The organism is Paenibacillus sp. FSL H3-0302 (genome assembly GCF_037982245.1).
Classification (GTDB): Bacteria; Bacillota; Bacilli; order Paenibacillales; family Paenibacillaceae; genus Paenibacillus_AQ; species Paenibacillus_AQ odorifer.
Genome location: NZ_CP150284.1, coordinates 5,800,843 through 5,825,011 on the forward strand (window position 1 = coordinate 5,800,843; position 24,169 = coordinate 5,825,011).

The window sequence follows — 24,169 nt, forward strand, 5'->3', positions numbered from 1 at the left end:
ACTCCTTTTATCGAAAATATCAGAAAGGATTCTTAAATTAAATGAAGGTCTTTATGGACTGGGCAATGGTTGCTGCAGTTTGAAATTCACTGTCACGGAAAGTAACCAGCGAAATCAGGAACATGAAAGTTACTAATACAAATATGCCAAGACAGAGGTAAGAAGATACCCGCTGTGCACGTGGACCAACGGTAATTCCCCAGCTGATCAAGAAAGACCAGAGACCGTTCGAGAAGTGGAAGCATGCAGCAACGATACCGATAATATACAGTGTCAGCAGAAGTGGCTGAGTCACGATATCATGCATCAGACCGCCTAATTCTTCGTGCTCCACATTACCCACCGCCACCTGAACCCGTGTTTGGAACAAGTGCCAGACGATAAAGATGAAGGTAACAATACCTGTAATCCGTTGCAGGGTATAACGCCAGTTTCTTTCAATGTTGAAACGGTTCAAGTTCGGCTTGGATTGATACGCAATATAAAGTCCGTATACCCCATGGTACAGCAGAGGAAGCCATATACCGAACAATTCCAGGAAGAAGACGAGCGGCAGGCTGTTCAGCCATAACACGCTGTCAGTGAAACCGGAAGCGCCACCCTCTACAGCCGCAAAATTCGTCATCATGTGCTCAATGAAGAAGGCTCCAAGTGGGATAACGCCTAGCAAGGAATGAATCTTTCTGGAATAAAATCCTTTCATACAAAGTAACCCCTTTCCGATTAAAACAGCGTTTTCATTAATGGGTATTCACCGCCGGAACTACATTTGACACAGGATAACGTTGACAATCCAATGACAATAATTCCTTAATTTACCGTTATCCTAGAGTTTACCGGACTTAGTTTTATTTTTCACAAAATGTGAATATCTTGTGTCACTTTTCATGTTACTCTTTTTTCGCTTATAAGGGAATTGCAATCTAATTATTAAACGTTATACAATAAACGCATAAGAATAGATTTTATATGATAATAATTCTCATTTAGCAAAACAACATTTTCCGACATAACCTGATTTTCCTTATGTAATAAGAACAGTTACTCTTACGGCTATGAATTTCATCACTACTGATCGTACATCGCATTAGGAGAGGAACTCAATTATGTTTGACGATTTAGATGTTTTTGCAGCAGTTGTGGAACATTCCAGCTTAAACCGGGCCTCACGCCAGCTCAATCTATCCCAGCCCGCCTTGTCTCGCAAAATTTCTAAACTCGAGGAACGTCTGGGGGTCGCACTGTTTAATCGTTATGGCAAACGACTGGAGTTAACCGAGGTTGGGCGTCTCACTTATTCCTATGCGCTTGAACAACGGCAGCAGCGTTCGAAGTTTCTGGAGGCTCTTTCCAAATTCAAAGAGGGGGAGCCAAGGCTTGTCACCTTGGGGGCTAGTCTTACCTCCCTGCAGACCACGCTTCCGCCGCTGGTAAACGCTTATATGGACAAATATCCGACCGCAGAGCTGAAGCTGATCACAGGCCGAACGCATGAGATCGTATCCTCAGTTAGTGAGGGAAAATCAGATGTAGGTCTGATCGCTTCCTCTATTCAAGAACCTGGGTTGCGCTGCATTTCTCTATTTGAGGATCAACTGCGACTAGTCGTCTCAGAGCAGCATCCTTTAAATTTATCTTCCAAGCTAACCATGGATAATCTATCCCGGCTGCCTATGATTCTCTTCTCAAAGGGGACCTGGTACCGGCGTCTGACGGACGATCTATTCCAGCGCTGCGGGATTGATCCCGATGTGCGCATGGAGATTGACTCCTTCGAAGCCATCGTACGGCTGCTTCCGACTGTCAAAGCGGCTGCGTTGCTGCCAAAGTCTTATCTGCGTCCAGAGCTGCTGAACGGCGGCGGGCTGGTGTCCTTACATATCAAGGAGCTGGAGCAGACTCAACGGACCACCTGCCTGATCTACCGTGACGATGGAAGCATGAGCACGGCGGCTCGCAGTCTGGTGCAAGTTACCGAAGAGATGTTTCTGACAGAACGTGAGCAGTAAAGCCGGACCAAATGAATCAAGGGGCGCACCTAGTGATCTCCAAATGAGGCAATAAGTGAAGTACTTATAGCGTAATTAGGGGATTTCTCCCTGAAGTTCAGAGATTTCTGTTCAGCAGACTTAAAATTAGGGAAAACTTCCCTAATTTTCGGCCGATTCAGTAACTAATAAAGGAATCCCTCTGTTTATTAGGGAGGAATTCCCTAATGTCGTTCATTTAGAGCGAATAGTGGCTATTTTCAGGGAGTTTTTCCCCAACTAGTTTAAAACCCACTCTGTACATCGCACAAACAAAGAACACATATCGCTTTTCGCCACACATATTTCACCGTCACAGATACCACAAATCATCTAATTGCAAGCCGTACGATAACCACACCTAGCAAGTCGCGCACCGACCAAACCAACATTATAGAACACTACGCATGGTCCATAGTCATATGGCATATTAAAATCCAATACGTTTCCTACTCTTTACTCCATAAAAAAGAAGCTGCCCCCAAGTAGAATTCACTACTTTTGAGTCAGCTTCTTTTCCTATGATTCTTGGTTCACAACTTCACTCTCAAAACGGTCAATACTTTCATTAGGACCAATGAGTACCATAACATCGCCTTCACTCAAATAATCATGGGCAGTTGGAGCGACGATTATTCCGCTTTCCCTATTTAGGGCAACAATACTGCAGCCATATTTAGCTCTTGTATTTAAATCAGACAAGCTTCTGCCGTTCATGCAGGACGGTACGGTCAGCTCGACAATTTTATAATCCTTGGACAGTTCAATATAATCCAGCAAATTGGGCGTCACCAGCTGATGTGCCACACGAATCCCCATATCCCGCTCCGGAAAAATAACCCGATCAACCCCCAGCCGCGACAGTGCGCGGCCATGAAGGATAGAGATTGCCTTAGCCACCACTTGCTTGACTCCAATCTCCTTCAACAAAATGGCCGCCAGAATGCTTCTCTCCATATTGTCACCAATCGCAACAATCCCACAATCAAAGTTCCGTACACCAAGCGAGCGCATAATTCCCTCATCTGTAGCATCTGCTACTACCGTATGCGTCAGCTGATCGCTCATTTCCTCCACGCGTTCTTCATGGTGGTCAATGCCGAGCACCTCGTAGCCCATTTCCATCAGCTCAAGCGCCAGGCTTGAACCGAAGCGACCTAAGCCGATTACTACAAATTGCTGTGCTTTCATTTCTAATTAACTCCTATCCAATAATTATTTTACCTTCCGGATACTTATACAGTGGTTTACCCTGTTTGGGACCGAGTGCATACGCTAAGGTTAGTGGACCTAGCCGACCTGCAAACATCGTCAGACAGAGTAGAATCTTACCGATCGCTGACAGTTCCGGAGTTAGCCCCATAGTCAGTCCTACCGTAGCAAAGGCGGAGGTCGTCTCAAACAAGATTGCCAAGAAATTACTGTCTTCAGTTGTAGAGAGTATCATCGACACAGAGGCGATTAACAACAAAGCCAGCAGCGTGATCGTTAATGCCTTGTAGATGCGCTCTTGAGCCAGCCGATAACGGAACAACACAACATCTTCCCGTCCACGCAGCATAGCAATTACAGCACCAATCATCATCGTAAAGGTTGTTGTCTTAATCCCCCCGCCCGTTGAGCCCGGAGAAGCACCAATAAACATAAGAATCACTATAAAAAATTGTGTAGCCTGCCGAAGTCCAGCAATATCTACTGTGTTCGCGCCAGCCGTACGGGGAGACACGGATTGAAAGAAGGCCGATAATATTTTACCGCCGAAATTCAGTGAACCCAGGGTACGAGTGTTAGTAAACTCAAATATAAAAATAACCAAAGCTCCGATCAGAATCAGCCCTGTGCTGGTGGACAAGACAACTTTACTATGTAGAGACAGCCTGCGGGTTACCCGAAACTCCACCAGATCTGACATTACAATAAAACCAATCCCGCCGGAGACAATCAGAAACATCACAATAATATTCACAAGCGGATCATATACATAATCAGTTAAACTGCGAAAATCCCCAAAAATATCGAACCCCGCATTATTAAACATAGACACCGCATGAAATATGCCATAATAAATCGCTTTTCCCAACGGCATATCAAAAGCCCAGCGAATAGACAGCAGCACAGCGGCACAGCCTTCTATGACAAGAGAATATATGAGGACTCTCCGGATCAGTCGCACAATTCCTTCCATAGAGCCTTGATTCATGGCTTCCTGTAGGATTAGCCTGTCCCGCAAAGATATTTTACGCTTTAACACCAGTGAAAATAGAGTGGCCATGGTCATAAAACCTAAGCCGCCGATCTGGATCAGAATCATAATTACGGTTTTCCCAAAAATGGTGAACGAAGTTCCGGTATCCAGCACAACAAGCCCTGTAACACAGGTTGCCGACGTTGAAGTAAATAATGCATCAATAAATTCCACGGAATTCCCGCTTGTGCTTGAGATGGGCAGCATAAGCAGCAAGGCCCCTATCAGAATGATCGATGCAAAACCAAGCACCAGTATCTGCGGCGGCGAGAGCTTCAGAAACTTAAATTCAGAAATCCTGCGAAACTGTGAAGCCACTTTGCTCACCTTCTTATCAAAAATTCCAACAAAAAAAGCACTGGAAAACCAATGCTGACTTGGTTCCTGCAGTAAATTAGCCTACGAGGTTAGCTGTCGGATTCGGACTGTGCAGGCTGCCCTATTCGTTCCCAGAACGAAATTCACCCCTGATGAAAGTGCCATTTATCGTGTACACTCCACTTTTCATCACTTCTTATGGTTCCCCCGTTTTCACCAGAAATTCGGCTACTATACAATTGCATACAAATTATATACGTTATTTAGTGAATTCACAAAGACACAATTAATGCTCATTCACATGAAAAAATGCGGTTTAAAGAGACTGCATCAAAAGGAGTGCCTTTTCTCATCACTTTTCCGTGTTTTCCCTGCAATTACACCGATTCTCATCATTCGTGCAGAAATGAACACGATAAAATTCATGGTATAAATTCACATGACTATTCTATACTATCTCTATTACCCATAAAAAGAACATATAATGTTTTTTGTAACCAACCAGGCACTAATACTATAATGGAACATAACATTGTCAGTACATAACAAGGAGGCGTTACATGAATCCCGTCGGCCAGCCCTTACAGCAACGTGCCCTCTCCAAGAGGCTCATCATCTCGGGCATTATCGGTCTTATTCTATTTATTATGTTTCAGATTTCCCCTTCACTGCTTAGTAGCCCTACAGGTGAAGATACCACCGTCATTAGCAAGGCAGAAGCCCGTGACCAAGCCATATTATTCGCAGAACAAAAGCTCAAATACACCGAAGCACCAAACGATCAATGGAATGTACTTTACCAGACGGACTCTTCCTTTTATGGTTATATGTCTCGCGAGAAGCTTGTGGAGGACTACACCAAGAAAAAATTGGATCAAAACTATCCTTTTGATGTCTTTCGGGCAACGCTTACTCCTTCAGCGGAGCAAGAGCCGCAAATCATCGTTGACCTCAATATGTATACCGGTAAGATTGTCGCTTTCTCAAAGGCTGCAAAAGTTACCTCCGAAGAGGGGTCAGGCATCGCTTCCGTTGGTGCAAAAGAGGACAAGGGAGCTGACCTCACTCTAGCGCAGAAGGAGAATCTTGCTCGTCCTTGGCTTCAGGAATGGGAAGTAAATCCTGCCAAGCTACAAATTGAATCGAATACAGGAAGCCATGGGCTAGTGTATACGGATAGTACTGTTCAGGTCGGCGAATCCTTATTGCACTATTATTTTGATTTCAGTGGAGAGCAGGTATCCAGCTTTAATGCCGGATTCACTGCACCGGCTTGGCATACCTCCTACGTACAAGGACAGACCTCTTTAGCGGAAAAGCTAACATTATTCGGTTACGGTATACCCACACTGATTTTAGGAATTCTGGCACTCGTCTACAGTATTCTTAGAAGAGAGCATACTTCCTTTAAACGTGGAGTATTCCTAAGCTCAGCCTATTTTGTAATCATGATGATCAGCACCTATAATATGCTGCCTGAATCAACGGGCGAAGGGCTAGAAGCACAGATTACCTCTGTCATTATGTTTATCATTTATGCTTTGTACAGCCTGCTGATGTCCTCCTTGCTCTACTTTTCTTTAGTGGGCGGCAATGGCTTATGGCGAAAAGAGGAAGGCATGAACCCTTGGCCCCGCGCCAAAGAGCCCGGCTATGGACAATATGTGTTGGACAGTATCCGGGCTGGATACATCTGGGCTTTCGTTCTGCTAGGGGTGCAGACGGTTATGTTCATCATATTATCGTTTACCTTGCACAATTGGTCTACTACAGACGCCACCCAATCTCCTTATAACATGAGATATGCTTGGCTTCTGCCTATCGTCGCATGGCTCGCTGGTTTATCTGAGGAAGCCATTTATCGCTTTTTCGGAATTCCTATGCTGAAAAAGGTGTTCCGGAACACTTTTATCGCTTGCTTGATCACCACGCTGGTTTGGGCGTTTGGCCATACGTTATATCCGATCTATCCCATCAGCTCCCGTCCCATTGAGCTGACTGTAATCGGGCTGCTGTTCAGCTATATTTTCCTTCGTTACGGGTTTATTGCTGTCATGTTCAGCCACGTCGTGTTTGACAGCATCCTGATGGGCGCTACGCTGATCTTTATGAAGGAGAGCGTAAATGTAGGCGCGGGTATCTTCGCGATTATTATGCCGTTCATAGTCGCTTACATCGTCTATCGATTTAATCCACCACAGAAGCCTAAGCCGGTGGAGCCTTCTTCTTTGATTTAAACTAATGTGAAGACGTAATGAAATTAAAAAAGGGCATCAAAGCCGCTTTAGTCGCTGCTTTGATACCCTTTTTCTTTTGTCACCATTGCTATGAGGTTGGCTCTTCATCCTTGAGCGCATCAAGAATTTGTTTTGCCAGCTTTTCTCCAATAGAAAGTGTACGGAAATCATCCACGGAGGCTTCTTTAATTTTCTTAAGCGATCCGAAATGCTTTAGCAGCGCTTTACGGCGCTTCTCACCTATACCAGGTATAGAGTCCAGCTTGGAGGTAACCATGGACTTCCCGCGCTGTTCACGGTGGAAGGTGATCGCGAACCTATGGACCTCATCCTGAATCCGCTGCAAAAGGTAAAATTCCTGACTGTCCCGGGCTAGCGCGACAGGCTCTGGCGGATCTCCAACCAAAAGCTGAGCCGTCTTATGCTTATCATCCTTAACAAGGCCGCAGACCGGAATGAATAATCCCAGCTCATTCTCCAGAATATCAATAGCAGAGGAGATTTGCCCTTTCCCTCCATCGACCACGATAAGATCCGGTATCGGAAGATTCTCCTTCAATACCCGCTCATATCGCCGCCGAATGACCTCGCGCATCGTTCCATAATCATCCGCACCCACCACCGTACGAACCTTATATTTACGGTACTCTTTTCGTGCAGGCTTACCATCAATGAAGACAACCATCGCTGAGACCGGATTAGTCCCCTGAATGTTCGAGTTATCGAACGCCTCAATACGGCTCAAGCGTTCAAGCCCCAAGCTCTCGCCTAAGCTGATCGCTGCTCCAGAGGTACGCTCTTCATCCCGTTCAATCAGCCGGAATTTCTCGTCGATAGCCACTCTTGCATTTTGGCAAGCCATGCCAACCATCTGCTTCTTAAGACCGCGTTGTGGCACAAGCACCTTAATGCCCAGCCACTCCTGCAGAATGGAGGCACCACCAGCGGCATCCACGATCCCTGCTGCCGCAGCTTCCTCCGCCGCCGTCGCACGTGCCTCAGCCTCTTCAGCCGATTCAGGAGTATCTTCACCCTGTTGTAAATCCGCTTCTGCTGGAGCAGCTATGGCGATCTCGGGTTTAGTCTCTTTATTAGCCAGAGACTCCTCATCGAGCACATCCGGCAGCAGGATCTCCTGCGGCAAAGCGGGATTATCACTATAATACTGCGTCACATAAGACATAAAGTCACTGTAGGCTTCACCATAGAACGGGAACACGGAGGAATGGCGCTGAATCATCTTCCCTTGTCTCATGTACAGAATCTGTACACACATCCATCCCTTGTCTACAGCATAACCAAATACGTCCCGGTCCTTAGTATCTGTAGTGTTGATCTTCTGCTTCTCCATCAATGCATCGATATGGATAATCTGATCCCGCAGTTCCTTCGCCCGCTCAAAATATAATTCCTCAGCAGCTTCCTGCATTTTTTGCTGTAAATCCTTTTTGACCGCCTCATGACCTCCGCCTAGAAAAGCAGCGATGTCCTGCGTAATCTGCTCATACTCGGATTTCTGAACCTCCTTCTCACACGGTGCCAAACACTGGCCCATGTGATAGTAAAGACAGACCTCCTTTGGCATCACGCCGCATTTACGAAGCGGGTACATACGATCTAGGAGCTTTTTAGTCTGCTGAGCAGCATAAGCATTAGGATAAGGGCCAAAATATTTTGCTTTATCTTTAATCACCCGGCGTGTAACCTCAAGGCGCGGGTGAGTTTCATTCGTTATTTTTATATAAGGAAACGTCTTGTCGTCTTTCAAAAGCACATTATAACGCGGCATATGTTTCTTAATCAGATTACACTCTAGAATGAGCGCTTCCATGTTACTGGACGTAACGATGTATTCGAAATCAGCAATATTAGCGACAAGCCGCTGCGTTTTACCATTATGACTGCCTGTAAAATAAGAGCGTACCCGATTCTTAAGTACCTTCGCTTTGCCCACATAAATAATAGTGCCTTCCTGATTCTTCATCAGATAGCAGCCAGGCAGATCGGGTAGTAGTGCCAGTTTATTGCGGATATTGTCCAAAATGATCCCCTCCAGCTAAATTGGACCCATGATTAGTTGGCATTCAGCACACAAAACGCCTCCGGAATGAACCGAAGGCGCTGAGTGGCAGGGCCGAGGCCCGAACAGTAGCATCTATCAATTATTGATGTTTTGCTACGATATTTTTCAGGGATTCTTTGGAGTTCAGTCCCACAACTTTATCTACCGGTTGACCATCTTTGAAGAAGATCAGAGTTGGGATACTCATAACACCAAAACGGGAAGCCGTTTCCGGATTCTCATCCACATTCAATTTTGCAATTTTCACGTCGTCTCCCAGCTCTGTGGACAATTCATCCAAGATTGGAGCGAGCATTTTACAAGGACCACACCAAGGAGCCCAGAAGTCTACTACTACAGTACCTTGACCTTCCACTTCGTTACTGAAGGATTGGTCAGACACGTTCACGATAGCCATGATATTGTTCCTCCTTTAAGTTTTGCGAAGCATTACGCACATCTTAAGCCAAAGCTTAGTTCATGGAAGCTGCTCCGTAATATGAGTTAATAAATTGTTTCATGTAATATGATAACCAAATTACCACTTACCGACACATTACAAGTATAACATATCTTTATGGGATATGTGAAATATCACTCGCAATTATATTGCCTTCAATGTATTTTTTTTGCGTACTCTTTTCTTTACAACCTCCCCAGCATTTCGGTATACTTAAAGAAAGCGCATTAATTGTCAATGACTTATTTCATAAACTAATGTCAATTTGCATCTAATAATACAGGGCTTGTCCCTGTAAGGAGGCAGAAACTATGGATGTTAACGCGCAAGTACGGGACCCACGAGAACATATCAACGAAGAACCCCGCAATGATCTTGGGGATTTAATGACCGGATTTTTCGGAATGACCACGTTTATGACGGTTGTCTTTTTCGGAATGGTCATCCTTAAGTTTATTCTCTCGGAGTAAAGGAATCATCGCACAATAAAAAGAAGCTGTCTCAAAAGTAGTGAATGCTACTTATGGGGCGGCTTCTTTTTTTGAGAATAATGAGGGAAAACCTCCCTGATTATCGGGAGAATATCTGTTTTCGCTGACGAATCAGTTCATTTTTAGGGAGATCTTCCCTAATTATCGATCAGATTCAGTATGCCCGCCAGATGCTGCAACCCGAAAGTGTGTTTGAACAAGTGAAAAACAATCAGGACTTAAGGCGATCCTGCTTCGTAGCAGGGAAAAAGCGGCGTTTGAGTTCGAATAACTAAAAAAAACGAAGAGCAGCGATCCTCCAATAAAAGAGGAATCACTGCTCTTTTGAATTTTACATTATGAATATTCCAGGCTTATCTATTGGCCCCTCGTTGATTCTCCCCATGCAGTGGAAGAACATCCACAAAAGGAGCAATGCGATCCATTAGTCGTTGGCCTTTATAGACCTCTTCACCATCTTTGCTCGTAAAGCTAAGATGTTTCTCCAAGCCATCCAACGGATAATTCGAGGTGTAGAAGGTTGGTTTGCGGTTCATCCGATAATTCAAGATCGCCCCAAGTACATGATCACGAGCCCAAGGATTCAAATTTTCCGCACCAATGTCATCAAAAATAAGTAAATCGCAGTTTTTCATCGTATCAACAGTTTCCTTCATCTTCTGGCCATCCATCATGATCGATTTCAAGTCCTCTATAAAGTCCGGCATGTATACGATCACTCCGGTATATCCAGTAACAGCAAGCTCATGCAGTAAATAACACATCAAAAAAGTTTTGCCTGTTCCGAAAGAGCCATGTAAATAAATGCCGCGTGAAGTCAGGCCTTCCTCTTTAACATTCGTGATATAATCAAATATTTTATTCACAGCCGAGACCCGGCGCGGGTCTTTGCCCATAATATCTATCTCATCATAACCGCCGTTAAGTACACGCTCGTCCACATAAAAGCTACGAATACGTTTGCGGATGTTATCCTGATTATCTTGTGCCACTTTAAGCCGGCATGCCGTCTTGCGTTCATATAGATCCACTGAACCATTCACAGTTTCTACCGTTAGTTTACTATAATGGCCAGGAAAATCATTTGGACACTTCTCTAGTCCTGGGCAGTTCGCACAGTTTCGGCTTTCCTCTACATATTGATACAGGCGACTCATATGAAGCCGCAGTCGTGATTCGTCCAGTTCAGGATGTTCGGACTGTAATGCCTTCACAAGTGGATGATTGAATAACCCCTGTTCAAGATCGCGTTGACGCTGCCGTAGAGTTGGATTGTTGATCGAACGAAGTACATCGCCCATAGACTCCATTGTTCCACCTCTCTTTCATTAAGGCGTTTGCGATACGCCTTTTTTCTTACTGGCCTTAATTTCTGCCGCTTTCTTCATCATCGCCGCGAATTCCTCTTCCGATACTGTTCCGGCACTTCCATCATCCAGCACAATCGGAATTTCCGGTTTATTGGATCGGCCTGTATTTTTGGCATAAGAACGTGATCGTGTTCCTCCAGCCGTATTAGCCGTTGTCCCCTTGCCCTTCACTTTGGACTGATCTCTAATATATCTTACAGCCTTCTCGTAGGTGTTCACTTGTTTAACCAGCATATTGGAGGCGATAGCCTCTACAAAATTGCGGTTCATCCGCTGTTCTCCACCCGAGGCTACCATAGTCATTAAATAATGAATGAGTACATTAATTACTTCACCGCTCAGCTTATAGTTCAGATCTATTTTCTCGAACATATCCATCAGATGGCTGGGCACTGCACCCGGGAAAAAGGTTTGTAGCAGTCTTGTATAAGGTTCGTTCCGCAGCATCATATTATATTGGTGAATGTCACATTTGGACAAAAATTGTGGCGGTACTTCTACATAATACTCCATCTCAACAGATTGCTCTGGTGGTGCTATAGAATCATCATTCTCTTGGGTCGCACTGGACCGGATAGAAACAACTTTCGCAGCTGCAATTTCACGTTTTTCCTGTCGTTTCATATCTTGCCTGAAATGTTGGCTCGCTTTATATTGCAACGCATCCAGCATGACCTCGCCCTCCGGTGAGAACACTCCATCCTCATCCAGCAAACGACATAAATCCTGCGGACTCAGTTCGTATTTATGAGCAACATAGTTAATTACACCCATTTGAGTATGGTCAAAGCGCAGTTTTTCTACATGAGCCCGATTCACAGACTCCCGTGGAAAACGCAAAATAATGTCACTATATCCGATTGCCTGCTCTCCGGATTCAAGCGTGCCGGGCTGTCGAACAGAGGCTACCTCTGCCAAAGCTTGCTCCAGCTCATAATCAATGACATGTGTATTAAGTTGAAAAATATCATAAAAAGGCACGGAAATATTCTCTTTGCCTATAGATCTGCGACTCCACTCTTCCGGCTCGCGATTCCAGAACTGTTCCCGTAAGGACAGCACAGCAAATTTGCCAATCTTATCACGTAACAGCAAGGTTAAATGCTGAGTGGCAAAAAAGTCGGCTGGCGATAGCGGCGGCATTAGCTCATATTCATATAAATAATCATCTGTTTCCGGCACATAGATTCGACAGGTCTGCAACAGACCCACTGCTTCTAACCGGGAAGCCTGATCAATTAAATATTTGCGGCCTTTCTCATTGGGTTCAACACCCAAAGTCATAAATAGCCTGCGCTGTTGCTCCACTCCAGAATAGCCAATGCTATCTGCTGGCACATGTTCAACCAGCAAGCGATAGAAACTGATTGCAAAGGCTCCTACCATAGGTTGATATACAGAGCTAAGCATACGTCCATCTATAACACTAAGACCAAATTCGCGGGAAACGCAGTACCGATGATGTTCGGTGAAATGATGTAAGTTACTCATCCGCATCTACGGATACCCCCTTGTTTACACGAATTCATACAGGATTCTATTCTATCACAAATTAACATAGCGAAAATGTAAATAAAATCCCAATTTCGACTCTTTTCGCAATATAATCAACTTCTTCTTACGAATATCTACCTCTATTAAACAAGAAGAAACGGCTTCGCCGTCCTCTAAAGAGGAAGGTATCCCGTTTCTCGCAGAAATATAAGACTGATTCATAACATAGGCTCTTTCAAATCTTTAAAACATCTTGTAACCGCCAAAGCGCAGCTTTTGAATGGTCCATCCACTAAGTATAGCACCTGCAAGACCAGCGACACCTGTAAGATAATCAACAAAGTGGAAACTGGAGAGATGCTCCCAGAGCGACATCGCGTTTCTATCCCAAATAGAATAGATTACGACGGGTAGAATAATAAGTACGAATAGATAAGCGGGAAACCAGGTTGTCTTCATTAACATGTTAAGAATAAAGCCGATACCAAACATCATCACAAAGAATAAAACGGCTAGGATAAACACTGGAATAAATCCCATCTTACCGTCTCCACCCCTTTCTATAAAGAAGCGCACATCTTTTACAAGCTAGTAGTAAGTTTACTAGAAAAAATGTCACGAAGCAATGAACTTTATTCAAATTCACGCACTAATTCGCACACTTAGAGGATGCCTCCGTTTGCTCTTGGCGGCTTGATTGCGATACAATGCAAGTAGATTAATCAGATCATACATAGCCTATGAAGCAGATGCTTCGTAAGACTAAGTTTATGCTTCAATTGCGAGTTTTACGCGATGTTATTTTGGGCGAGGCTTATGCTTCGTAAAACTTTTAAGGAGTGAGATCATGATCGAAGCCGCTTTGACACTGGAAGGCTGGTATGCACTGCATGACTTCCGCTCTCTGAACTGGACCGCTTGGACGGCAGCAGATGATGAAGAACGTGCCGTTGCCCTGGAAGAACTACATGCTTTTATGCAGGAATGGAGCCCTGTTGAGGAAGCTAAAGAAGGCAGCACCGCAGTATACTCCATAGTGGGCCAAAAGGCTGATTTTGTAATGATGTTTTTGCGCGAAAGCCTAGAAGCTTTGAACCAGCTTGAGACCGCCTTTAACAAAATCGCTTTTGCTCAATATACAACCAAAGCTTATTCATATGTAAGTATTGTTGAATTAAGCAACTACGCTGCTGGTGGCAGTGGCAGCGACGGCAGCGACCCTATGCAGAATCCGCATGTTGCCGCACGTTTAAAGCCTATTTTACCGCAAGCGAAACACATTTGTTTCTATCCTATGAACAAAAAACGCGAGCTTGCCGATAACTGGTACATGCTTGATATGGACAAACGCCGGGAGCTCATGGCTTCACACGGGTTAATTGGACGTTCATATGCAGGTAAAGTGAAGCAAATTATCACCGGCTCCGTCGGTTTTGATGACTGGGAATGGGGCGTGACTCTGTTCGCTGAAGATGCACTGCAATTCAAAAAGCTGGTATACGAAATGCGTTTTGACGAAGTAAGTGCCCGCTACGGCGAATTCGGACCTTTTTATGTCGGCAATCTGCTGACTGAAGAATCTTTTGAAGAAATGCTCAAGCTGTAACAACAAAAAAAGGGTGTGTCTCCAGTTCGCATGGAGACACACCCTTTTTAACTGCCATATGATTAGATTAAGACACCGAAGTTCCTGAATCCTCATCTTCGTTATCCTCATCATCTTCACGTAAACTTTCCAGATATTCAGCCGTGGCCCGATCCCGAGCGCGCCCTTTATCCTTCAGGCGTTCGATACCAGGGAGAATGAGCAGATCAATTTCCTTCTGAACGATATAAGCCAGATCATACTGGTTCTGATCCTCCAGATAAGATCCAACCTCTATCAGTCCGTTATAACGGTCCAATTCTTCACGAGTCAGCAGTCCGCGTACCTGTACGCTGCAATGGCGCATCTTATAAGAATCTTCCTTTTTTCAGAACCAGCGGAATTCCGCCGATAATGAACAAGTAGCGCATATCTACAACTTTTTTCAACTGAGCTGCAGTCCAGCCCTTGTAAGTTTTGCTGCCTACTACAGCGATTCCTTGGCCTTTGCCTAGGGAAGCTACGGTTCCTTTATTGCTGAATGCGAATTTCTTCGGCTGTTGATTGCGGATTGCCGCCACCAAATTATGCGCACAGCATTCACCCTGCTGCATAGCAATTTGAGCGGTTGGCGGGTAAGGGCGTCCTTCCGGATTAATCATAAGGGAGCCATCACCAATAATGAAGATATTCTCTTGGCCCGGTGCACGTAGATATTCATCTACCTTCACGCGCCCACGCATAGCTTCAAATCCGGCAGCCTCAATAAGACGATTGCCACGGATTCCGCCTGTCCAAATAATTGTGGAGGCTTTGATTTCTTCGCCTGATGCCAGAATTACCCCGTTTGGCAGACACTCCTTGATCGCAACACCCATCTTGAAGGTAACTCCCTTTTTGGTGAGCAAGTCCATCGCATACTCAACAAGCTCAGGAGCGAAACCAGGCAGTGCTGTCGGAGCAGCCTCTACGTTATATATATTAACCATACTTGGATCAACGTCATATTCTTTACACAGTCCAGGGATACGGTCAGCTAATTCAGCTACAAATTCGATACCGCTAAAGCCGGCACCACCGACAACAAAATTAATATGCTCCTGAGCATTGTTCTCGTTCTTGTACTTAGCGAATTGATATTCAATATGCTCGCGAATTAAACGAACGGAATTGATGCTCCGGATTGTCAGTGCGTATTTATCAAGTCCAGGAATACCAAATGTTTCAGGCTCTCCACCTAAAGCAATGACAAGATAATCGTACGATAGGGTACCATCCTCCAAAATAATCTTTTTCTGCTGAGTACGAATTTCCTGAACAGATGACTTCACGAGGTCGATCTTGAATTCATCGATTAGTTTCGAAATGGACACCCGAGTGTGTTCAATACTGTCCGTACCCGCCGCAGGCATATGTAGATGGGTAGTAAAATAGTGGTACTCGTGACGGTTTACAAGCGTGACATCCGCTTCATTATAATTCAAAGCCTTCTGCAAGCGCTGTGCGGTCAAAATACCCCCATAGCCCGCGCCTAAGATAACGATTTTGGGAATACTACTCATGTTCCGGCTCCTTCCAAGAGGTAAATCTGTCTTTGTATTTTTTATTGAAACAATGTACGGTCCTTTTTGTGAATTTATACACTTATATTTAGAAGAAATTCCAATCAAACTTGAAGCATTTCTAAATTGACCATATCCATTGTAAACCTTAGTGTAGCATTAATCAAACATTAAAATACTAAAAAACGTCACACTTTTATTGACTTCTAAAGTCTTTCTTTGCAGGTATGTGTCACAATGATTATAATAAGTAGGTACACAAGTATGGCAAAATGAATATATCAACTCGGAGGTGTAATATCCCGTGACCCAAGAGCAATCCAGCGTTCCTATGAGCGACCTTTTAATCATAGGTGGCGGGCCAGCTGGCATGTTTGCCGCATTTTACGGCGGAATGCGTCAGGCATCAGTAACCCTTATTGAAAGTATGCCCCAATTGGGGGGACAACTTGCTGCCCTTTATCCAGAAAAATACATTTATGATGTGGCAGGTTTTCCAAAAGTAACAGCACAAGAATTGGTCGACAACCTGTCTCGGCAAATGGATATGTTCCAATCCAATATCCGGCTGGAGGAGAAAGTGATTTCTGTTCAAAAACGGGACGAGCGTCATTTTGTGGTTACAACCGATGTAGCCGAATACCACAGTAAGGCGATCATCATTACAGCTGGTGTAGGTGCATTTGAACCTCGTCGTTTGGAATTACCCAACGCTGGACGTTTTGAAAAAGCAAACCTCCATTATTTTGTAAATGATCTAAATGCCTTTAAAGATAAAAAAGTTCTGATCAGCGGTGGCGGTGACTCTGCAGTTGACTGGGCGCTCATGCTGGAACCCATCGCTGAACAGGTAACCCTGATTCACCGCCGGGATAAATTCCGTGCGCATGAACATAGCGTTGAGAACCTGATGGCTTCCAAGGTTAACGTAGTTACCCCTACTGAAATTACAGAGCTGCATGGTGATGAGTTCATTACCAAGGTTACATTGTCAAATATCAAGACCAAAGAAACTCAAGAAATTGAAGTGGACAGCGTTATTGTTAACTTCGGATTCATCTCTTCCCTAGGTCCTATTGCCGAATGGGGTATTGATATTGAGGGGAACTCCATTGTTGTTGACTCGCGTATGGAAACAAGCATTCCAGGCATTTTTGCTGCCGGCGATATCACAACTTATCCTGGTAAGCTGAAGCTGATTGCTGTAGGATTTGGCGAAGCTCCAACGGCTGTGAATAATGCTAAGGTGTACATTGATCCAGAAGCGAAGCTATCACCGGGTCACAGCAGTAATATGAAACTCTAAATCTATTAACACAATAAAAAAGGGTATTCTTACAGACCTGTTAATAACAGCCTGTGAGGATACCCTTTTATGTTTGTTTGTGCCTCGCGGTTTTATATATGTAGCCTGCTACAAAGTTATCCTTTGCGCTTTTTAATGAAGAACCGCATGTACTGGAGAGTGTAAGTTTCGTTTGCGAATTTCAACGAGTAGAAGAGCGATGAAATCATGCTCTAGTTGCAGCTCTATTGCTCTATGGTAAGAGTCAAGCAGCATCTCATCCGACAATTCAACCATAAACTTCATCTACCTTTCCTTTATTTGGATCTGAATCTATCATATCAAACTATCATTTTTCGAACAAGCGTTCGCGTTATCCACAAGTACATGTGGAAATCCTGTGTATAAAATGTGTGTAAGCGTTATAAAGGTACTAGCTACACAGTGGACTATGGGGATAATAGTTATACACAGGATTGAACCACTTGTATAAAGCAAAAAATATATTTTTATTGTAAATAAATTACAATGTTATTTACCCCAAAAGAACGCAACTAAACGCAATTTTATCTTACTACTCTATTATCGTCAATTCTTAAAATAATTGTTAATTTATTGAGGTCTTGTATTAACCTCCAAAATCCATATTTTCCCCGAATAATCCACAGCATAATCAAAGCCCAGCTCACCTATTCCCGGAAAATGCCGTTCCATAATTCCGATACATACATGGGTTAGTCTCCGCATTTCTGCTTTCTTCGCTGAAGCTTTAATCCGCGGCAACGATCTACGAAGTCCTTCACGACATGATAGCATCGTTCCCCCTTTACAAAGATTGGTTACGAACAGACCTGGCCGAGCCAATCTCCCTACCATGGAGCGAAATTCCCAAACCTCACCATTCTTAACTACTTTGACCCGATAATCAATAGGCCGTCCACCGATTCTCGCCAGGGAAATCCCTTGTTGAATCAAATATCTGCGTCTTGCCTTCACAGTATTAAGCGCACGTCTCATGGATCCAAAATCCTTGTAAATTCGAGTTCTGTCCATATAGGTGAATCCATAACCGCGACTATCCCGAAAAACTTTGATTACACCGTAACCTCCGCCACCCACAATAGGTTTAATGACAACATTTCCATATCTACGAAGCATTGCCAGGAGCGTTTCTGCCCTGTACCCCCTCGTCATTGGGATATAGGGTGCAACCCGAGCGTCGGTCAGCAACGCCTCTGTCTTCAGCCACTTACTGGCCAATTGTCTTCCTGCCATCGTCCTTTCCCTCCCTTCACAATCCAGCCTACCCTATACATTACTCAGAGAAGGTCTCGCCCTCTTGTATGATTGTCCGTGTAAGATGCCGCTCTTAGCAAAAAGGGCTTAGTGTTTAGCACAGCATCAGTCGACAGCGACAGGGTACAACCGCGGATTTTGTAGATTCAGTTCTCAAGAAATTCGACATCATTATCTTAATGGATGAGTTCACTATAACTAGAATAATCTTCAAAATCGTTGTATTATTAATAGCGGTTACATTTTCAATTTCTACTATTATAGTGAGTACTAACAGAATCACTAAAAAGCACAGCGCGGGGAGGGCTCAGAATGGCACAGTTTTTTGAGGTTTTATATTGGGTGGCTATGCTTGGGATGTCCATTGTATTGGCTGGAACGACTATACTGATCTGCGCCATTGGCTTTAAATTTATTAAAGACAAACGCAGAGCACTGGGTACGGGCTGTATCGCCTTCTCCCTTGGAGCTGCAGCGCTCATCGTATTTATGATTAATTACAAGTTTATTATTCCAGCCTAATGTACGCAGGGGACTGCCTATAAACAGCTTACTTCTATGCACAGACGGTCCGACCCTCGCAAAAAAAACACAGAGCAGCGATTCTCCAGTTATGTGGAGAATCGCTGCTCTGTGTTTTTAAACAATAGCTATCTGCTTCAACAGTGTCGTTAACCCATGAGCATTTCGGACCCAGATGACGTTATTTGCAGATTTTCAACCTTTGAGGCGTGGTTTCGGACTCCAGTGACACTATCGCTTAGAAAGAGCTTCATATTTACTGATTTTCATAGCAATAGCGGCAATGAGGTCCGTTGGCACCACAAATATGGGAAAATGCGGCGTTTAGGGTCCTCTGTGTCCGATACATGGCTTGCGATACATGGTTAGCGATATATCGTTCGTGATACATGGTTAGCGATTTATCGTTTGCTTCCTATGTAAAAGAATAAAGAGCTACCCCAGCGCCCATTAAATGGCTTCTGAGAAACTCCCCTATTACTCATAAATCCAGCGACAGGCGTATCATATCTATGACTTGAATCCCATTTTCAAAGATTTCTTCACTGTAATGCCTAATAAAAAAATCTCTATCAATGCCGGTGATTCTGAATCCACATTTCTGATAAAGTGCCAATTGTCCAACACTCGAATTACCTGTGCCAATTTCAATGGTTTTTGCTCCAAGCAGCTTGGCATTCTGAATCGCATGGTTCAGCAGCTGCTTACCTATTCCTTGCCCGTGTTTATTTTCGTCGACGGCGATATTTACGATTTCTACAGTCTCCGGTCTTGTCTGCAGCACAACGTAGACTCCGATGATGCTGTTATCCACCTCAGCCACACAACATAACCCTCTTTGTAAATATCCGTTAACTAAGCTCTCCGAAGGATCTGCTAATAGAAGTAATTCTAATGGAGGCTGTTCACCAGCTTTTAATTTTCTGATTTCCATTTCCATTTTCGAACTCCTTGTGATGATTTTTGTCATTGAGAATAAAAAAAAACTCCAAGCCTGTGTTGTTGGAATCCAACACGGGCTTGGAGCCGTGATTGCTGTGATTAGCAAGGCTCTTCGTTAGGTTTCCCTGCATCCGTAGCTGTACGGAAGCTTGAACCGCAGCCGCAAGTTGCAGTAGCGTTAGGGTTGTTGATGGTGAAACCACCCGTCATACCGGATTCTTCAAAGTCGATTTCGAGACCGTCCAGGTAACGAAGGTTCTCCTTCTCCACAACCACTTTCATGGCTTGAATGTCCATATATACGTCCTGATCGGTTTCATTATCATCAAAGCCCATAGCGTACGAGAATCCACTGCAACCGCCGGGCGTTACTCCAATACGGAGGAACATGTTCGGTACTTCTTGTTCAGCAAGCATCGCCTTTAATTGTTCTGCTGCCTTTTCACTAATATTAATCATGATCTCATCCTCCTACAAATTCGTCTCCCTTCATAAGCGGAAACTTATGTTTAAGGGACCTTCCGGCCAAAAGTTATTTCTTAAAAATATAAGAAAGTATAAGTGTTGCACCTATTCTTTATGTCTTATATTTCTCGCTTAAACGCTTATCAACTTTATAAGGATGCCAATGACGTTTATGCTTGATAAATTCAGTATAACCGACTATTCCGTTACCCTCAAGTCACAACTGCCTTCGGCATGACCCTTCACAGCAAAAAACACCATCAATATCAAGCTGTTGATACCCTTAGGAGAGTAGGTTTATAATAGGGAAGGCACTCTAAGTAAAAATTCGGAAATTTGTCACGGAGGCAAGCTCGCCTCTTTCTTTTTTTGAATGAACAGCTACCACTTGGGTACGTCTGGAATTTATCTTCGAGCAATCTGCTCGTAAACTTTCAGGAGGAAATCATAATATGTCTACTCTTTTTACCCCCCACACGGATGCCCGAATGGCGAACATTATTGATAAGGTTCGCAGCAGCGAAAGATTGAATTTGGAAGATGGCGTTTATTTATATCAAAGCAACGATTTACTTACCATTGGCCAGCTAGCGAATGAAGTCAATATCGCCAAGAATCACAATCGGGTATATTTTATCGAAAACATGAGTCTATATTTCACCAATGTTTGCGAATCGCACTGTGCATTCTGCAATTTCCGCAAAGATGATGGAGAAGAGGGAGCCTATACCCTTTCCGGTCAGGAAATGGTGCAATATGTCGAACAGCATATCCACCCAGGCGTACGCGAATTCCACATTGTTGGTGGCCATAACGACAAGGTTCCCTTCCAATATTATGTGGATTCTTTAAAAGCTTTGAACGAACGTTTCCCTGAGGTTACCTTAAAAGCCTACACTGCCGCTGAAATTGATTTTTTCACCCGTATTAGCGGTTTGAGTATTCGTGAGGTACTGGAACAATTGCGTGCTGCTGGACTTAAAACACTCACCGGTGGTGGCGCAGAGATATTATCCGACCAATATCGTAAAAAAATGCGTGTAGACAAAGCTAATGTGGAAGAATATCTGGAAGTCCATCGGACAGCACATCAGCTTGGGATGAAGACCCATACCACTATGCTGTACGGCTCCATTGAATCTCATGAAGACCGTATCCGCCATATGATGCAAATCCGTGATTTGCAGGACGAAACCAATGGCTTTATGGTATTCATTCCATTGTCCATGCAGCCTAAGAATAAAAACGCTGGCATCATGCGCCGCAACTCTGCTTATGAGGATCTGAAGACCATTGCGATCAGCAGATTGATGTTGGACAATTTCGATCACATCAAAGCGTACTTCATTAACATTGGCCCTCAGCTTACTCAAGTTGCGCTGAACTTCGGTGCATCAGATGTGCATGGCACAATTCTAAAAGAACGTATCAGCCACGCGGCTGGCGCCTTAACACCGGAAGGTCTGACTCGCGACGAATTGATCTGGCTAGTGAAAGGTGCTGGACGAATTCCTGTCGAACGTGACACTTTCTATAATGAAGTTAAGGTATACGAATAAGAAGACTACCTGAGATTTGTTATCCCATATTGGAAAGGAAGTTCGGTCAGCATGAGAACAATACTCGTTCTTGGCGGTGGCTACGGCGGCCTAGCCTTAATTCAAGAATTACTCAATAATCATCTTCCTCATGATGTTGAAATTATCTTAATTGACCGAATGCCATATCAAGGAATCAAAACGGAATATTATGCGCTCGCCGCAGGTACCGTAACTGATTATCACCTGCGCATTCATTTTCCGGTTCACCCCCGGCTTACTGTCCGGTACGGTGAAGTGAGTTCCATTGATTTGGAGAGCAAAATAGTCAGTATGGAATCCGGTGAGATTGTATCTTATGATCTCCTAGCCATTGCTCTTGGCTGTACCGACAATTACCACAACATCCCTGGTGCTGATCAATATACCTGCAGCATCCAGACCTTTGCTGGTACTCGGGAAACCTACCGCCGTTTAAATGATGTGAAGCCTTACGGAACGATAAACATCGTAGGTGGAGGATTAAGCGGTGTTGAATTAGCTGCAGAGCTTCGGGAGAGCCGTCCAGACCTTAACATTGCTATTCTGGATCGCGGTGAACGTGTTTTGTCTGCCTTTCCGGCAAAGCTGTCACAGTACGTAGAGGAATGGTTTCATCACCATCAGGTGCAAACGCTAGGACGAATCTCTGTATCTCATGTAGAGAAGGATTCGATTTTTAACGGTACCGAGGAAATCCTTTCAGATGTGACAGTATGGACCGCAGGGATTCAACCTGTAAAAGTAGTTCAAGATTTGAATGTGTCGAAGGACCGCGGTGGACGGATTATGCTGGATGAGTATTATCGTATACCGGATTATCCGGAGGTATATGTGATTGGTGACTGTGCCAGTCTGCCATTCGCACCAAGCGCACAAGCCGCTGGAGCACAGGGTGAGCAGGTAGCTCAGGTTATCCAAGCGACCTGGCGCGGTGAGACTCCTAAGCTTCATCCTATTCGCCTGAAGGGTACTTTAGGGTCACTAGGAAAAAAAGCAGGATTCGGACTTATGGGACAACGCTCCGTCAAAGGACGGGTTCCCCGCATCCTCAAGAGCGGAGTGCTCTGGATGTCGAAACGCACTTTAGGATAAGCCTATGATTGGTTCATAAGTATTAAAGGAAGCTACTCTCAGATAAACACGAGAGTAGCTTTCTTACGTTATTGGTGCGTATACCCTTCGGACTCAGATGACCTTATTCGCAAATTTTCAGCCTTTGAAGGAGAGTTTCGGACTCCAGTGAAGTTATTGCTTATAATGAGGTTCATTTATGCTGTTTTTCAGGTGAATAGTGACTATGGGGTCCGATAGCAATCCAAATGTAGGAAAACACTCAATATAAGGTCGCCTGAGTCCGGTGGCACCTTCACTGTAGCCCCTGCACTCTCCAATATGTTGCCTAATCGATCAAATTGGTGGATTTTGTTCAAGTAAGGTTCCAAAAAGAGGGAGCACTCCATAATTTAGATTATGGAGTGCTCCCTCTTTTTTTCTCGAGAAATTTAGTCAAGATCTATATTAAACCAAGCCTCAAGCTCTTTGATCTTGGCCTCAATTTTCTCTTCTAGCTCTGCAACAGTGTCTGCTGCAATAATGTCACCTTCAACCATGGCGAAAGGCATTAAATAACACTCTCCACAATTGTTCAGACATCCGTATTCAATAACATCATAATCTGGATTTTCCTCCAGCTTATGCATTAGCTTGTCTGTTCCGTGACCCATGTTGCTGGAACAAAATTCAATAATTGGTCTCATGATGATCTCCCTATTCCGCCTAACCATTTTATTTTTTAACTTTTTGTACTATAATGAACTTACGAAAGGAGTGATTGAGAAATGAGTGAGAATGCACAAAGCACCGAAATGTATGATGAAGTACTAGAAGTGCTGGATAAGCTTCGTCCGTTCCTGCAGCGCGATGGCGGTGACGTAGAACTGGTCGATGTGGAAGACGGCATCGTTAAGTTGAAACTTATGGGTGCCTGCGGCAGCTGCCCAAGCTCCACGATCACCTTGAAAGCCGGGATTGAACGCGCCCTCCTTGAAGAAGTAGAAGGCGTTGAAGAAGTAGTTCAAGTATTCTAAATCCCGTTCAATAACCCTCCCGATTCTCCTGTAAAGGAGATCGGGATTTTCTTATTATAGAGGATTTAACATTCTCTCACAACCTTAGAACATAAAACCCGCAAGCCAACTTGGCTGCGGGTTCTTGTTATGACTATAGAC

Annotated in this window: 24 protein-coding genes and 1 riboswitch; of the genes, 9 read left to right on the forward strand and 15 right to left on the reverse strand. The window is 44.2% G+C overall.

The window, feature by feature from the left end; genetic code table 11:
• Positions 1 to 37: 37 nt before the first annotated feature.
• The gene (locus tag MHH50_RS25780) at positions 38 to 703 is read right to left on the reverse strand and encodes a succinate dehydrogenase cytochrome b558 subunit (RefSeq protein WP_036679804.1); all 666 of its coding nucleotides are present in this window, start codon (positions 701 to 703) and stop codon (positions 38 to 40) included.
• 403 nt (positions 704 to 1,106) lie between these two features.
• Here MHH50_RS25780 and MHH50_RS25785 point away from each other — a divergent pair, with 403 nt between their 5' ends.
• A complete protein-coding gene (locus MHH50_RS25785; protein WP_036679806.1) occupies positions 1,107 to 2,009 on the forward strand; it encodes a LysR family transcriptional regulator in 903 nt (300 codons plus the stop codon).
• 537 nt (positions 2,010 to 2,546) lie between these two features.
• Here the strand turns inward: MHH50_RS25785 and MHH50_RS25790 are convergent.
• Both MHH50_RS25790 and MHH50_RS25795 read right to left on the reverse strand, forming a co-directional pair.
• Positions 2,547 to 3,218: a TrkA family potassium uptake protein gene (locus MHH50_RS25790; RefSeq protein WP_036679808.1), complete on the reverse strand. Its 672-nt coding sequence runs from the start codon at positions 3,216 to 3,218 to the stop codon at positions 2,547 to 2,549.
• A gap of 13 nt (positions 3,219 to 3,231) precedes the next feature.
• A complete protein-coding gene (locus tag MHH50_RS25795) occupies positions 3,232 to 4,590 on the reverse strand; it encodes a TrkH family potassium uptake protein (protein ID WP_249267754.1) in 1,359 nt (452 codons plus the stop codon).
• Positions 4,591 to 4,654: 64 nt separating this feature from the next.
• Positions 4,655 to 4,830: riboswitch (cyclic di-AMP (ydaO/yuaA leader) on the reverse strand.
• A gap of 320 nt (positions 4,831 to 5,150) precedes the next feature.
• On the opposite strand from MHH50_RS25795, the gene MHH50_RS25800 reads away from it, so the two are divergent.
• Positions 5,151 to 6,827 (forward strand): CPBP family intramembrane glutamic endopeptidase, encoded by a 1,677-nt coding sequence (locus MHH50_RS25800; RefSeq protein WP_340033633.1) that lies wholly within the window; start codon positions 5,151 to 5,153, stop codon positions 6,825 to 6,827.
• 88 nt (positions 6,828 to 6,915) lie between these two features.
• Here MHH50_RS25800 and uvrC read toward each other — a convergent pair whose 3' ends face one another.
• Both uvrC and trxA read right to left on the reverse strand, forming a co-directional pair.
• The gene (gene uvrC, locus MHH50_RS25805) at positions 6,916 to 8,868 is read right to left on the reverse strand and encodes an excinuclease ABC subunit UvrC (RefSeq protein ID WP_282580007.1); all 1,953 of its coding nucleotides are present in this window, start codon (positions 8,866 to 8,868) and stop codon (positions 6,916 to 6,918) included.
• Between the two features lie 121 nt (positions 8,869 to 8,989).
• The gene (trxA, locus tag MHH50_RS25810; protein WP_036679814.1) at positions 8,990 to 9,307 is read right to left on the reverse strand and encodes a thioredoxin; all 318 of its coding nucleotides are present in this window, start codon (positions 9,305 to 9,307) and stop codon (positions 8,990 to 8,992) included.
• 353 nt (positions 9,308 to 9,660) lie between these two features.
• On the opposite strand from trxA, the gene MHH50_RS25815 reads away from it, so the two are divergent.
• Positions 9,661 to 9,819, forward strand: coding sequence for a YqzM family protein (locus MHH50_RS25815; RefSeq protein WP_094902239.1), 159 nt, complete (start codon positions 9,661 to 9,663; stop codon positions 9,817 to 9,819).
• A gap of 374 nt (positions 9,820 to 10,193) precedes the next feature.
• Here MHH50_RS25815 and dnaI read toward each other — a convergent pair whose 3' ends face one another.
• The 3 genes from dnaI to MHH50_RS25830 form a co-directional block, all read right to left on the reverse strand.
• Entirely contained in the window at positions 10,194 to 11,150 is a 957-nt protein-coding gene (dnaI, locus tag MHH50_RS25820; RefSeq protein WP_076304903.1) for a primosomal protein DnaI, read from the reverse strand.
• Between the two features lie 18 nt (positions 11,151 to 11,168).
• Complete coding sequence (locus MHH50_RS25825) at positions 11,169 to 12,707, reverse strand: DnaD domain protein (protein ID WP_076127968.1); 1,539 nt, start codon at positions 12,705 to 12,707, stop codon at positions 11,169 to 11,171.
• Between the two features lie 240 nt (positions 12,708 to 12,947).
• Positions 12,948 to 13,244 carry a YuiB family protein gene (locus MHH50_RS25830; RefSeq protein ID WP_036685224.1) on the reverse strand — a complete coding sequence of 99 codons (297 nt, stop codon included), beginning with the start codon at positions 13,242 to 13,244 and terminating at the stop codon, positions 12,948 to 12,950.
• A gap of 307 nt (positions 13,245 to 13,551) precedes the next feature.
• Between MHH50_RS25830 and hemQ the strand changes: the two genes are divergently transcribed.
• Entirely contained in the window at positions 13,552 to 14,310 is a 759-nt protein-coding gene (gene hemQ, locus MHH50_RS25835) for a hydrogen peroxide-dependent heme synthase (protein WP_036685226.1), read from the forward strand.
• Positions 14,311 to 14,377: 67 nt separating this feature from the next.
• On the opposite strand, the gene MHH50_RS25840 is transcribed toward hemQ, so the two are convergent.
• Both MHH50_RS25840 and MHH50_RS25845 read right to left on the reverse strand, forming a co-directional pair.
• Positions 14,378 to 14,656, reverse strand: coding sequence for a hypothetical protein (locus MHH50_RS25840; RefSeq protein WP_036685228.1), 279 nt, complete (start codon positions 14,654 to 14,656; stop codon positions 14,378 to 14,380).
• Position 14,657: 1 nt separating this feature from the next.
• Positions 14,658 to 15,851, reverse strand: coding sequence for an NAD(P)/FAD-dependent oxidoreductase (locus MHH50_RS25845; RefSeq protein WP_036685230.1), 1,194 nt, complete (start codon positions 15,849 to 15,851; stop codon positions 14,658 to 14,660).
• A gap of 331 nt (positions 15,852 to 16,182) precedes the next feature.
• On the opposite strand from MHH50_RS25845, the gene MHH50_RS25850 reads away from it, so the two are divergent.
• Positions 16,183 to 17,157, forward strand: coding sequence for an NAD(P)/FAD-dependent oxidoreductase (locus MHH50_RS25850; protein WP_076128050.1), 975 nt, complete (start codon positions 16,183 to 16,185; stop codon positions 17,155 to 17,157).
• Between the two features lie 132 nt (positions 17,158 to 17,289).
• Here MHH50_RS25850 and sda read toward each other — a convergent pair whose 3' ends face one another.
• Together sda and MHH50_RS25860 are read right to left on the reverse strand one after the other, a co-directional pair.
• The gene (gene sda, locus MHH50_RS25855; RefSeq protein ID WP_036685584.1) at positions 17,290 to 17,433 is read right to left on the reverse strand and encodes a sporulation histidine kinase inhibitor Sda; all 144 of its coding nucleotides are present in this window, start codon (positions 17,431 to 17,433) and stop codon (positions 17,290 to 17,292) included.
• Between the two features lie 315 nt (positions 17,434 to 17,748).
• Entirely contained in the window at positions 17,749 to 18,411 is a 663-nt protein-coding gene (locus MHH50_RS25860; RefSeq protein WP_076127972.1) for a YheC/YheD family protein, read from the reverse strand.
• A gap of 333 nt (positions 18,412 to 18,744) precedes the next feature.
• Between MHH50_RS25860 and MHH50_RS25865 the strand changes: the two genes are divergently transcribed.
• The gene (locus tag MHH50_RS25865; protein ID WP_036685233.1) at positions 18,745 to 18,954 is read left to right on the forward strand and encodes a hypothetical protein; all 210 of its coding nucleotides are present in this window, start codon (positions 18,745 to 18,747) and stop codon (positions 18,952 to 18,954) included.
• Positions 18,955 to 19,435: 481 nt separating this feature from the next.
• On the opposite strand, the gene MHH50_RS25870 is transcribed toward MHH50_RS25865, so the two are convergent.
• Positions 19,436 to 19,888 carry a GNAT family N-acetyltransferase gene (locus MHH50_RS25870; protein ID WP_076128052.1) on the reverse strand — a complete coding sequence of 151 codons (453 nt, stop codon included), beginning with the start codon at positions 19,886 to 19,888 and terminating at the stop codon, positions 19,436 to 19,438.
• 107 nt (positions 19,889 to 19,995) lie between these two features.
• Positions 19,996 to 20,355, reverse strand: a complete 360-nt coding sequence (locus MHH50_RS25875; RefSeq protein ID WP_076184761.1) for an iron-sulfur cluster assembly accessory protein — start codon at positions 20,353 to 20,355, stop codon at positions 19,996 to 19,998.
• 458 nt (positions 20,356 to 20,813) lie between these two features.
• Here MHH50_RS25875 and mqnE point away from each other — a divergent pair, with 458 nt between their 5' ends.
• Both mqnE and MHH50_RS25885 read left to right on the forward strand, forming a co-directional pair.
• Positions 20,814 to 21,920, forward strand: a complete 1,107-nt coding sequence (gene mqnE, locus MHH50_RS25880; protein WP_340033634.1) for an aminofutalosine synthase MqnE — start codon at positions 20,814 to 20,816, stop codon at positions 21,918 to 21,920.
• 51 nt (positions 21,921 to 21,971) lie between these two features.
• Positions 21,972 to 23,033, forward strand: a complete 1,062-nt coding sequence (locus tag MHH50_RS25885) for an NAD(P)/FAD-dependent oxidoreductase (protein WP_076099373.1) — start codon at positions 21,972 to 21,974, stop codon at positions 23,031 to 23,033.
• Between the two features lie 410 nt (positions 23,034 to 23,443).
• On the opposite strand, the gene MHH50_RS25890 is transcribed toward MHH50_RS25885, so the two are convergent.
• Positions 23,444 to 23,698 carry a YuzB family protein gene (locus MHH50_RS25890; RefSeq protein ID WP_036685247.1) on the reverse strand — a complete coding sequence of 85 codons (255 nt, stop codon included), beginning with the start codon at positions 23,696 to 23,698 and terminating at the stop codon, positions 23,444 to 23,446.
• An 81-nt stretch (positions 23,699 to 23,779) separates the two neighbouring features.
• On the opposite strand from MHH50_RS25890, the gene MHH50_RS25895 reads away from it, so the two are divergent.
• Positions 23,780 to 24,028: a NifU family protein gene (locus tag MHH50_RS25895; RefSeq protein WP_036685249.1), complete on the forward strand. Its 249-nt coding sequence runs from the start codon at positions 23,780 to 23,782 to the stop codon at positions 24,026 to 24,028.
• Positions 24,029 to 24,169 lie beyond the last annotated feature (141 nt).